Origin of the sequence: Pseudomonas sp. PDM32 (genome assembly GCF_019219225.1) — a bacterium.
GTDB classification, from domain to species: domain Bacteria; phylum Pseudomonadota; class Gammaproteobacteria; order Pseudomonadales; family Pseudomonadaceae; genus Aquipseudomonas; species Aquipseudomonas laurylsulfatiphila.
On record NZ_JAHUWE010000007.1, the window covers coordinates 171,413 to 183,048 of the forward strand.

An 11,636-nucleotide genomic window follows, 5' to 3' on the forward strand; every position below is an offset into this window, starting at 1 on the left:
GGTTTTTGCGTTTCTGACCTCCAGAAGTGTTCTCTACCGCCCTTCTGTAGGAGCGAGCCTGCTCGCGATGCACGCCCAGACAACACTGGCATGCAGGCACCCCGCGTTATCGTTGAAAACCATCGCGAGCAGGCTCGCTCCTACAGGGTCATCGGCAGCCTGTACCAAAAGGAAATCCAACCCGCAAGGCGCATTTGAGAAACAATATCGTTTATCATTGTTGCAAGTTTTTGCAATGCGACAGTGAGGAACCCTGCGAATGATGTTTCGAAATACCCTGCGCCGCGGCTTGACCATCACCCTGCTCGGTCTGGCTCTCGCCACTCCCCTCACCCAAGCCGCCGACCCGGTTTCCCTGACGCTCTACAACGGCCAACACAAAGAAGTCGGCGACGCGGTCGCCAAAGCCTTCGAAGCCAAGACCGGGATCCACGTCAATGTACGCAAAGGCAGCAGCAACCAGCTCGCCAGCCAGGTCGTCGAAGAAGGCGATCGCTCCCCTGCCGACGTGATCTACACCGAAGAATCGCCGCCACTGAACAAACTTGGCGAACAAGGCCTGCTGGCCAAGGCGGATGACGCCACGCTGGCCGTTCTGCCCAAGGAATACGTCGCCAGCAATGGCACCTGGATTGGCGTGACTGCCCGGGTGCGCGTCGTCGCCTACAACCCCAAGCTGATTGATGAAAAAGACCTGCCGACCTCGGTGATGGAATTCTCCGATCCAAAATGGCAAGGCAAGGTCGGCTTCGTGCCCACCAGCGGCGCCTTTCAGGAACAAGCCGTGGCCATCATCAAAGTGCACGGCATGGACGCTGCCGAAGAATGGCTGACCGGGCTGCGCGCATTCGGCAAGACCTACAGCAACAATATGGTCGCGCTCAAAGCCGTGGAAAATGGCGAAGTGGCCACCGTACTGGTCAACAACTACTACTGGTTCGCCTTGCAGCGTGAAAAAGGCCAGCTCGATTCGAAACTGCACTACTTCACCGGCGGCGACGTCGGCGGGCTGATCACCGTGTCCAGCGCAGCCGTGCTGAAATCCAGCAAATACCCAACACAAGCACAGCAATTGCTCGCCTACATGGCCAGCGAAGAAGGCCAGCGCGTGATCACCCAGACCACCGCCGAATACCCGCTGCACAAAGGCATGGAGTCTGATCGCGGGCTCAAGCCATTCAGCGAGCTGCAAGCACCGAAAGTCACGCCAGCCGACCTGGGCAACGCCGAAGAAGCCCTGGATCTGGAACGTGATGTTGGCCTGAACTGATGAGCGCATCGCTTTCCGCGCATGGCGGGTACATGCCACGGCGCAAGCGGCCGTCGATCTGGCTGGTCCTGCCGGTTTTGCTACTGGTGGTGCTCAGCCTGCTGCCGCTGGCCTATGTCGGGCTCAAGGCCTGGCAAGCAGGCTGGGCCGAGGCGCTGCATTTGCTGTGGCGCCCCTATGTGTTCGGACTGCTGCGCAACACCCTGGCCCTGATGGTCGGCGTGACGCTGGCCTGCGGCGTGATCGGCCTGTCGCTGGCGTGGCTGCTGGAGCGCAGCAGTCTGCCGGGGCGACGCCTGTGGGGCGTGATCCTCTGCCTGCCCTTCGCCGTACCGGCGTTTGTCAGCAGCTTCACCTGGGTTTCATTGAGCGCTCATTTCGAAGGGCTCGGCGGGGCGATTCTGGTGATGACGCTCTCTAAATACCCGCTGATATTCCTGCCGGTGGCGGCGACCCTGCGCAATCTCGACCCTTCACTGGAAGAGTCGGCGCGCACGCTGGGACAGAACCGCTGGGGCGTGTTCTTCAAGGTCACCCTACCCCTGCTATGGCCATCGCTGCTCGCCGGTTCCTTGCTGATCGCCCTGCACATGCTGGTGGAATTCGGCGCGCTGTCGATCATCGGCCTGCAAACCTTCACCACGGCGATCTACCAGCAGTTCGAGCTGGAATTCAGCAATGCCAACGCGGCGATGCTCTCCGCCGTATTGCTGATGCTCTGCCTGGCGCTGCTGTGGCTGGAGCTGCGCGTGCGCGGCAAAGGTCGACACGTGCGCACCGGCCAGGGTGCGGCGCGACGCGCGGAGCAGGTTCAACTGGGGCCGTGGGCAATGGCAGGACAGCTTTATTGCCTGCTGCTGGCAATCGTCGGCAGCGGGATTCCGCTGGGCATGCTGGCTTACTGGCTGGCAGTCGGATCATCGGCGGCCTTTCCAATGGCAGCCATCGGTGAAGCATTGCTGTCATCCCTCGCGCTGTCGCTGGGTGGCGCTGCGTTTTGCCTGGTGCTGGCGGTGCCGGTCGGCCTGCTGGTCGTGCGCCATAAGGGCCAACTGGCGATCTGGGCCGAGCGCTTGCCATATCTGCTGCATGCCCTGCCGGGACTGGTCATCGCCCTGACCCTGGTGTATTTCGCCCTGCACTACGTGCCGATGCTGTACCAGACTTCGGCATTGCTGCTGATCGCGTACGCACTGCTGTTTCTGCCGCTGGCCCAGGCGCCGATCCGCACCGCCCTGAACAAGGCGGCACCGCAGCTTGAAGAAGCGGCACGCACGCTGGGCGCCTCGTCTTTCAGCGCTTTCTGCCGAGTGACACTGCCGATCATTTTCCCGGCACTGGGCGCGGCTTTTGCCCTGGTGTTCCTGGATGCGATGAAAGAACTGACGGCGACCTTGCTGTTGAGTCCGACCGGGCTGAATACATTGGCAACGGAAGTTTGGGCACACACCGCGAATGTGGAATTTGCGGCGGCGGCGCCTTATGCGGCGTTGTTGATCGTGGTGTCGGGGTTGCCGGTTTATCTACTGACGACGCGGATGTATTTGAGCCGCTGACAAAGCAAAAGATCGCAGCCTGCGGCAGCTCAGGAAAACGCGTATTTCCATGTAGGAGCTGCCGCAGGCTGCGATCTTTTGATCTTTTAAGCCCTGAACTGCCCCAGGCTCGCCTTCAACTGCGCCGCCAACCCATCCAGCACCTTACCGCTGGCCGTGGTTTCCACCACCGCCTGAGCCGCTTTCTCGGCCTGTACATGAATGGTCTCGACCCGACCTCGCACAGCCTGCGCCCCCTGAGCCTGATGCGCCGCAGCCTGGGTCGCCAGTCCAATCGCCGCATGCACCTGCTCGACCGACGCCTGCACCGACTGCTGCAACCGCGCACTGTCACGCAGCACCACTAAACCTTCGTTGGCCTGGCGTCCGGCCTGACCGATTGCTGCGACCGCCTCACGCGCACCCTGCTGCAACGCCACGATGTGCGCCTGGATATCGCCGGTGGAGCTCTGCGTCTTGCTCGCCAGTGCCCGCACCTCATCTGCCACCACCGCAAACCCGCGCCCGGTCTCGCCGGCACGCGCCGCTTCAATCGCCGCGTTCAGCGCCAGCAGGTTGGTCTGCTCGGCGATGCCGTGAATCACCGTCAGCACCACCTCAATCTGTTCGCTTTGCTGCGCCAGACGCTCAATCACCTGAGCGCCGGTATTGACTTGCCCCGCCAGCTCCTCGATCAGGCTGCCGACTTTCGCCGAGGTGCGGGTGTTTTCGTCGGTGGCCTGACGAATCTCCACCACCTGCTTGAGCGCCGCCTGCATGGCGTGGCTTTCCGACTGCGCCTCATCCGCCATTTGCGACAGGGCACGCAAACTCTCCGCCACTTCGTCGCGCTGCATGCCAGCCGCTGCGTCCGCACCCGCGTTGCGCAGGGTCATGGCACCAATCTCGACGCCGGTACGTTGAGCCACATCGCCCGCCTCGCGCACGATCGGCTGCAACTTATCCACAAAGCGATTGACCGCCGAGGCCATGTCGCCGATTTCGTCCTTGCTGTTGATCTGCACACGCTTGGTCAGATCGCCCTCGCCCGCGGCCAGGTCATCCATGGCAACGATCAGCATTTTCAGGCGTTTGACCACTCGACGACCGAGCACCACCGCCAGCAACAGCAGGACACCAAAACCCACGACTGCCAGACACACGCCGATGCGCCAGCGCAATGTTGCAGCGGCTTCCTGTACGGTGCTGGTGGTGTTGGCTTTCATTTCAGCCGCTGTGGACTGCGCGGACTGCAGACGCGCGCGCATCGCCGTTGCGCTGTCGGCAGCCGCGCCTTTGAGGCTGTCGCCGACCAGTTGATCGCTGCTGGCGATCAATGCCGAGAAGCGCTTGTCGAGGGCTGCGAGATCAGTCTCCACGGAAGCCGTCGAGACCCCCATCAGGACCTTGCCGATTTCCACGCCATTGGGGTTGATCGAGGCCTCGATGTAGAAGACCGAAGGATCGTTCTTCGCTGCATCCAGCACCTTGTCGAGCGCCCGCTCGCCCTGGCCTTTTTCCAGCAGTGCCTTGTTGATCGGGTTTTCCCGGTTGAGGTAGCGCGTCAGGTGCTGACCGGTAGCGTCGTCATACACCACGAACAACACATTGGGATTGCGCTGGGCCCGGCGGGCGAATTCGGACAGCGTCGGAACGTCGTTGTCCCACATGGCGCGGGGCGCGACCGAAGCCAGAAGCTGCGCCATATCGTTGGCGGAGTCCTTCAGGTCCTTTTCCAGGGTCGAACGCAGTTGCGCCTGCTCTTCCTCAAGACGCGAGGACAAACCGGCCGTGAGGCGCTGACGTGTACTGGTAGAAAGGCTGTCCAGACTGGACGTGACTTCACGTCCGGCCTGCTCAAGCTCGGCGGAAAGTTTTTGACTGTCCGCGCCCAGGCGCGTGCCGAGATCGGCTTCAAGCGCGGTCACCGTGCTCCGGGTCAGAGCAACAGCCACCAGCACCTGCACCAAAAGGGCGATACCCAGGGTAACGAACACAGGCCGCAACAAACGGCTTTGTAACAGTGAGAGAACGGCCGACACTGTGAATCCCTCTACTTGGACGCCATTAATTTGATGGCATTCTTTTTGAAGATATTTACAGCAAAGGTCATGCCGTCCTGCAGGCAAATACGACAAAGGCCCCGATTAAGGAGCCTTTGTGTTTTACATCAACGACTTATCAAGCAAACGGATGACGCAGAACGATGGTTTCGTTGCGGTCCGGGCCCGTCGAAATAATGTCGATCGGTGCGCCGATCAGCTCTTCAACGCGCTTGATGTAGGCACGGGCGTTAGCCGGGAGCTCTTCCAGGGTCTTGGCACCCACGGTCGACTCGGTCCAGCCCGGCACTTCTTCGTACACAGGCTGCAGGCCCACGTAGCTGTCGGCATCAGTCGGGGCAACGGCCTTGCCTTCTGCGTCTTTGTAGCCGACGCAGATGTTGATGGTTTCCAGACCGTCGAGCACGTCCAGCTTGGTCAGGCAGATGCCCGAGATGCTGTTCACATCGATAGCGCGACGCAGGATAACAGCGTCGAACCAGCCACAACGACGAGCACGGCCGGTAGTCGCGCCGAACTCGTGACCTTGTTTGGCCAGGTGCGCACCGACTTCGTCGAACAGCTCTGTCGGGAATGGACCCGAACCTACACGCGTGGTGTACGCCTTGGTGATGCCCAGGATGTAGTCCAGGAACATAGGGCCGACACCCGAACCGGTAGCAACGCCGCCAGCGGTGGTGTTGGAGCTGGTCACGTACGGGTAGGTACCGTGGTCGATGTCCAGCAGGGAGCCTTGGGCGCCTTCGAACATGATGTCTTTGCCGGCGCGACGCAGGTCGTGCAGCTCGGCCGTCACGTCCAGCATCAGCGGCTTGAGCAGCTCAGCGTATTCCTTGCACTCGGCCAGAGTCTTGTCGAAGTCGATGGCCGGCTCTTTGTAGTAACCCACCAGCATGAAGTTGTGGTAATCCACCAGTTCACGCAGCTTGTCTTCAAAGCGCGGCATGTTGAGCAGGTCGCCCACACGCAGGCCACGACGTGCAACCTTGTCTTCGTAGGCCGGGCCGATGCCGCGACCGGTGGTACCGATCTTCAGCTCGCCACGGGCCTTTTCACGGGCCTGGTCCAGCGCAACGTGGAAGGACAGGATCAGCGGGCAGGACGGGCTGATACGCAGGCGCTCGCGCACCGGCACACCTTTTTCTTCCAGCTTGGTGATCTCGCGCAGCAGGGCGTCAGGTGCAACCACCACGCCGTTGCCGATCAGGCACTGCACGCCTTCGCGCAGCACGCCCGACGGGATCAGGTGCAAGACGGTTTTTTCGCCATCGATCACCAAAGTGTGACCTGCGTTGTGGCCACCCTGGTAGCGCACTACGGCGGCAGCATGTTCGGTCAGCAGATCAACGATCTTGCCTTTGCCCTCATCACCCCATTGGGTGCCCAGGACTACGACATTCTTACCCATAACACTTGTCCTCATTCGCGCAAACTTGGTGCCGGCGGCAGCCGGCAGGAAAACTCAAGAAGCCAGTGGCGATACTTGCCAAAGCCCGTTCTGCTGAATCAATTGCCGGTCGCAGTCCGCTTCACGGGCGGCGGCCAAAGGTTGTCCAGGCAAGGCCTGAACGACACGCTGACCCTCACTGCGCAACTGGCAAACCTGCTGCCAGAGTGCCGCATCCGTACTGTCAGGCATCCAGATACCGCCAGACGGTAGCTCGATCTCAGCACGCCCCAGGGTCACCAGGGTTTTCAAATCGGTGGAAAAGCCGGTCGCCGGACGGGCACGACCGAAGTCGGCGCCGATGTCGTCGTAACGACCGCCCTGGGCAATGGACTGGCCAACACCCGGCACGAACACGGCGAACACCACACCGGTGTGGTAGTGATAGCCACGCAGCTCGCCCAGGTCGAAATACAGCGGCAGCTCAGGGAAACGCACGGACAACCGCTCGGCAATTGCCAGCAGGTCATCCAGCGCCGCCAGAACCGGGGCAGGCGCCTTGGCCAGACGCTCGCGGGCCGCAGCCAGCACTTCACGACCGCCACACAGGTCGACCAATGCCCGCAGCATGCCCGACAGATCGGCAGGCAAACCTTCGGTCAAGGTAATGACCTCGTCGATGGCCTTGCGTTGCAAGGCATCGAACAACTGCTGCTCGACTTCACCAGACAAACCGGCCGCGCGGGCCAGGCCGCGATAGATGCCGACATGACCGAGGTCCATGTGCACATCCGGCACATCGGCCAGTTGCAGCATGGCCAGCATCAGGCTGATGACTTCGACGTCGCTGCTCGGGCTGCCGTCGCCGTACAACTCGGCACCCAGCTGAATCGGGCTGCGCGAGGACGACAAGGCACGCGGCTGAGCATGCAGCACGCTGCCGGCATAGCACAGGCGACTCGGACCTTCGCGACGCAGGGTATGCGCATCGATGCGCGCCACTTGCGGCGTGATGTCGGCACGGAAACCCATCTGGCGGCCCGATTGCGGGTCGATGACCTTGAAGGTGCGCAGATCCAGGTCCTGGCCCGCGCCGGTCAGCAGGGATTCCAGGTACTCGATATGGGGAGTCACGACAAACTCGTAACCCCAGCTCTGGAACAGATCCAACACCTGACGACGCGCGACTTCAATACGCGCAGCTTCCGGTGGCAGTACTTCTTCGATGCCATCTGGCAGGAGCCAGCGGTCTACCGTTGCCATTACGCCTTCCCCTATCTCCGGGCGACCAGCCTGTCGGCGAGCCTTGAGTGAAGCAGAAAATGATCGGCTTGCGCACAAACCACGCGCATGAGCGACGGAGCGAAAAGCCCTTCTACCGGCTTCGCCAACCACTTTCCTCGAAAAACTGTCGAGCCAATCGGCCCGGCATCTGCTTTAAAACAGCAATCAAACATGCAGACGCAAAAAAGCCGGGAATTTCCCGGCTGCCGCATCATACACACGTTTTCCCAAAGGATCACCCCGCCAGAGGTTTTAGCCGCCCGGCGGGGAGATAAATCAGGTCAACGCCGTATCAAGGCTTGGCTTTTTCCAGGTAGTGGAAGAAGTCGCTGCTTGGGTCGAGGACCATGACGTCGGATTTGTTCGCGAAGCTTTCACGGTAGGCACGCAGGCTACGGTAGAACGCATAGAACTCCTGATCCTGACCGTAGGCCTTGGAGTAGATCGCAGCGGCCTGGGCATCGCCGTCACCGCGAACCTCTTCGGATTCACGATAGGCTTCAGCCAGCAGCACGCGGCGTTGACGATCGGCGTCGGCACGGATGCCTTCGGCCAGCTCGTTACCCTTGGCGCGGTGCTCGCGAGCTTCACGCTCACGCTCGGTGCTCATACGTTCGAACACGCTGCGGTTCACTTCTTTCGGCAAGTCGATGGTCTTGACCCGCACATCGACCACTTCGATGCCCAGTTCTTTTTCAGCCATCTTGTTCAGCGAAGCCGTAATGTCCGCCATCAACGCATCGCGCTCACCGGAGACCACTTCGTGCAAGGTGCGCTTACCGAACTGGTCACGCAGGCCCGATTCCAGACGACGGGACAGACGTTCATCGGCGATCTGCTTGAGGCCGGAAGTCGCGGTGTAGTAACGCTCTGCGTCCTTCACACGCCACTTGGCGTAGGCATCGACCATCACGGCTTTCTTTTCCAGCGTCAGGAAGCGTTGTGTCGGCGCATCCAGCGTCATCAGGCGTGCGTCGAATTTACGCACCTGGTTAACGTAAGGCACTTTCACATGCAGGCCTGGCTGAACATCGGTCTGGACCACGCGACCGAACTGCAGCAACACCGCACGCTCGGTCTGAGCCACGATGTAGAAGCAGTTCCAGGCAGCGATCGCCACGACGACGCCGACAATAAGGGCGATCAGCGATTTATTGCTCATCAGCGACTCTCCCTGGTACGTGCTTGCTGTTGCTGCAGATCAGCTGCCGCACGCGCATTCGCTTCATTGCTGGTGGCTGCCGCACTGGTCACCGGAGTGCCGGTGTTGCGACCACTTTCGACCATCTTGTCCAGCGGCAGGTACAACAGGTTGCTCTGGCCGTTCTTGTTGCCGGTCACGAGCACCTTGCTGGTGTTGCTGAAGACTTCCTGCATGGTGTCCAGGTACAGACGCTGGCGGGTGACTTCAGGCGCCTTGCGGTACTCGGCGACCAGCTTGGTGAAGCGATCGGCCTCACCCTTGGCGCGCGAGACGGTCTCGTCACGGTAACCATTGGCATCCTCGAGGATGCGCTGGGCCTGACCACGGGCTTCCGGCACGACGCCGTTGGCATAGGTTTCGGCCTGGTTGCGCGAACGCTGTTCGTCTTCCCGGGCACGGATCACGTCATCGAAGGCTTCCTGGACTTCGCGCGGTGCCGCTGCGCTCTGAACGTTGACCTGGGTAACTGTGATACCGGTGCGATAGGTGTCCATGAAGCGTTGCAGACGCTCCTTGATCTCGCTGGCCATCAACTCACGACCTTCGGTCAGTACCTGGTCCATGGCGGTGGAACCCACCACATGGCGCAAGGCGCTGTCGGTCGCGTGCTGCAGGCTGATTTCCGGCTGATCGACGCTCAGCACGAAGTCCTGCAGGTTGCTGATCTTGTACTGCACGGTCAGCGGCACTTCGACGATGTTCTCGTCTTCGGTCAGCATCTGGCCCTGCTTGGTGTAGGCACGCTCACGCGTGACGTTTTCCATGTACTTCTTGTCGATCGGCGGGAAATAGATATTCAGGCCCGGACCCACGGTTTCGTAGTACTTGCCGAAGCGCAGCACCACGGCTTGCTCCTGCTCGTCGACGACATAAACCGCGCTGTACAGCCAAACGGCGGCCAACACGACCAGGCCGATGCCGAGCAGGCCGCCAAAGCCGCCACTCTTGCCCGGACCACCGCCGTCGTCGCCACCACGTTTCTTCCCACCACCGAACAAACCGTTCAGGCTTTCCTGCAGCTTTCGGAAGGCCTCGTCGAGATCCGGTGGCCCCTTGCGGTCGCCGTTGTTACGACGCTTGCCACCCCAAGGATCCTGATTATTCGAGTTGCCACCCGGCTCATTCCAAGCCATAGCGCTCTCCATCTGATAAAGCAAAGACGCACCCACGGCGCGCCGACCAATGCTACAGAATGCCTGTCACCACGGCACAACCGCTTTCTCAGGCTTTTATTGCAAAGTGTGTTGCTCGATAAACTCCGTCGGCACAACGCCTTCACGGCTGACCAGTCGATTGAGCTCCGAGCGCGGTAATCGAACGGCCAGCAAGCTGACACCTTCTTCGTCGTATTCTTCTTTCTGTACCGCGCCCAGCTCGAAAAACTGTGCACGCAGACGCGCAAAGCGCTGAGGCAAGCGCAAGGTACCGACAAACAAATCACTGCCCAGCAACTCGGCAATGGCTTGCTCAAGCAATTCCAGACCTATGCCATCACGTGCCGAGAGCCAGACCCGCTGGGGCCTGCCGTTTTCGTCGCGCTGGATTTGTGGCTCAACGCCTTCAAGCAAATCGAGTTTGTTATAGACCTCGAGGATCGGCAAGTCCTGGGCACCAATCTCGCCCAGCACCACCATCACCTGCTCGATCTGCAACATGCGATCCGGTTCGGCCGCATCGATCACGTGCAACAGCAGGTCGGAGTTGCTCGACTCTTCGAGCGTAGACCGAAATGCTTCGACCAGCTTGTGGGGCAAGTGGCGAATGAAACCCACAGTGTCGGCCAGGACAATCGGCCCCAGGTCGTCCAGTTCCAGACGGCGCAAGGTCGGGTCCAGCGTGGCAAACAACTGGTCAGCCGCGTACACGTCGGATTTCGTCACGTTATTGAAGAGCGTGGATTTGCCGGCGTTGGTATAGCCCACCAGGGACACGGTAGGAATATCCGCACGGGAACGGCCGCGTCGCGACTGTTCGCGCTGACTGCGCACTTTTTCCAGGCGGCCCTTGATCTGTCGCAGGCGAACCCGGAGCAAACGGCGGTCGGTTTCCAGCTGGGTTTCACCCGGGCCACGCATGCCGATGCCGCCACCCTGACGCTCAAGGTGGGTCCAGCCACGAACCAGCCGGGTGCTCATGTGGTCAAGCTGGGCCAGTTCTACCTGGAGCTTGCCTTCATGGGTGCGGGCGCGCTGGGCGAAAATATCGAGAATCAGACCGGTGCGGTCGATCACGCGACACTCGAAGACACGTTCGAGGTTACGTTCCTGACTGGGTGTGAGGACGTGATTGAAGATGACCAGGTCTGCTTCTTCGGCATGGACCAGATCGCGTAGCTCCTCGACCTTGCCGCTGCCAATCAGAAATTTGGCGGTTGGCCGATGACGCGGCACGTTAAAAAACGCAACGGTCTCGGCGCCGGCCGAATTAGCCAATTCCTGAAACTCCTGCGGATCTTCGCGCGCCTCAGGGTCCTGTCCATCCAAGTGAACGAGGATCACTCGCTCACCACCACCGTGGCGCTCAAAGAACAAAGGAGACTCCTATCAGGCGTTACCTGGCTCAGCGTCACCTGCATCGGATTCGGTTGCGCTAGGCAGACGAATTGGACGAACCGGTACCACTGTAGAGATAGCGTGCTTGTAGACCATCTGGCTTACGGTGTTTTTCAGCAGGATGACGAACTGGTCGAACGACTCGATCGTTCCTTGCAGTTTGATGCCGTTGACCAGGTAGATGGACACCCCAACTTTCTCTTTACGTAAAGTATTCAAGTAAGGGTCTTGTAGCGAATGCCCTTTTGACATGTGCCGCACTCCTTTAAGGATTCAATATAAAAAATAGGTAAACAGATGGCTTTAGCCGCCACACCCCCAAGGATAGACGGCAATTGCAA

General features: G+C 60.4%; 9 protein-coding genes. 2 read left to right on the top strand and 7 right to left on the bottom strand.

The annotated features are described in order from the left end of the window. Nucleotides 1-259: 259 nt before the first annotated feature. Nucleotides 260-1,270, top strand: a complete 1,011-nt coding sequence (locus tag KW846_RS15275; RefSeq protein WP_218483159.1) for an extracellular solute-binding protein — start codon at nt 260-262, stop codon at nt 1,268-1,270. Further along, nucleotides 1,270-2,826: an iron ABC transporter permease gene (locus KW846_RS15280; protein ID WP_218483162.1), complete on the top strand. Its 1,557-nt coding sequence runs from the start codon at nt 1,270-1,272 to the stop codon at nt 2,824-2,826. Before KW846_RS15275 ends, KW846_RS15280 begins: the two co-directional genes overlap by 1 nt. Before the next feature lie 86 nt (nt 2,827-2,912). Here KW846_RS15280 and KW846_RS15285 read toward each other — a convergent pair whose 3' ends face one another. The 7 genes from KW846_RS15285 to hfq all read right to left on the bottom strand — a co-directional run bounded on the left by KW846_RS15285 (nt 2,913) and on the right by hfq (nt 11,547). Continuing rightward, nucleotides 2,913-4,847: a methyl-accepting chemotaxis protein gene (locus KW846_RS15285; protein ID WP_218483164.1), complete on the bottom strand. Its 1,935-nt coding sequence runs from the start codon at nt 4,845-4,847 to the stop codon at nt 2,913-2,915. A 139-nt stretch (nt 4,848-4,986) separates the two neighbouring features. Continuing rightward, entirely contained in the window at nt 4,987-6,276 is a 1,290-nt protein-coding gene (locus KW846_RS15290) for an adenylosuccinate synthase (protein ID WP_007973267.1), read from the bottom strand. A 54-nt stretch (nt 6,277-6,330) separates the two neighbouring features. Further along, the gene (locus KW846_RS15295) at nt 6,331-7,518 is read right to left on the bottom strand and encodes an ATP phosphoribosyltransferase regulatory subunit (protein ID WP_007973265.1); all 1,188 of its coding nucleotides are present in this window, start codon (nt 7,516-7,518) and stop codon (nt 6,331-6,333) included. Nucleotides 7,519-7,831: 313 nt separating this feature from the next. Then, nucleotides 7,832-8,701: a protease modulator HflC gene (gene hflC / locus KW846_RS15300; protein WP_007973264.1), complete on the bottom strand. Its 870-nt coding sequence runs from the start codon at nt 8,699-8,701 to the stop codon at nt 7,832-7,834. Then, nucleotides 8,701-9,876, bottom strand: a complete 1,176-nt coding sequence (hflK, locus tag KW846_RS15305) for an FtsH protease activity modulator HflK (RefSeq protein WP_007973262.1) — start codon at nt 9,874-9,876, stop codon at nt 8,701-8,703. The genes hflC and hflK overlap by 1 nt, the downstream gene beginning before the upstream one ends. A 96-nt stretch (nt 9,877-9,972) precedes the next feature. Continuing rightward, nucleotides 9,973-11,274: a ribosome rescue GTPase HflX gene (gene hflX, locus KW846_RS15310; protein ID WP_218483166.1), complete on the bottom strand. Its 1,302-nt coding sequence runs from the start codon at nt 11,272-11,274 to the stop codon at nt 9,973-9,975. Nucleotides 11,275-11,286: 12 nt separating this feature from the next. Beyond that, the gene (gene hfq / locus KW846_RS15315; protein ID WP_003221112.1) at nt 11,287-11,547 is read right to left on the bottom strand and encodes an RNA chaperone Hfq; all 261 of its coding nucleotides are present in this window, start codon (nt 11,545-11,547) and stop codon (nt 11,287-11,289) included. Nucleotides 11,548-11,636 lie beyond the last annotated feature (89 nt).

Coding starts and splice junctions, on each gene's coding strand:
- KW846_RS15275 (WP_218483159.1), top strand. CDS start 260: ATGATGTTTCGAAATACCCTGCGCCGCGGCTTGACCATCACCCTGCTC.
- KW846_RS15290 (WP_007973267.1), bottom strand. CDS start 6,276: ATGGGTAAGAATGTCGTAGTCCTGGGCACCCAATGGGGTGATGAGGGC.
- hflK (WP_007973262.1), bottom strand. CDS start 9,876: ATGGCTTGGAATGAGCCGGGTGGCAACTCGAATAATCAGGATCCTTGG.
- hfq (WP_003221112.1), bottom strand. CDS start 11,547: ATGTCAAAAGGGCATTCGCTACAAGACCCTTACTTGAATACTTTACGT.
- hflC (WP_007973264.1), bottom strand. CDS start 8,701: ATGAGCAATAAATCGCTGATCGCCCTTATTGTCGGCGTCGTCGTGGCG.
- KW846_RS15295 (WP_007973265.1), bottom strand. CDS start 7,518: ATGGCAACGGTAGACCGCTGGCTCCTGCCAGATGGCATCGAAGAAGTA.
- KW846_RS15280 (WP_218483162.1), top strand. CDS start 1,270: ATGAGCGCATCGCTTTCCGCGCATGGCGGGTACATGCCACGGCGCAAG.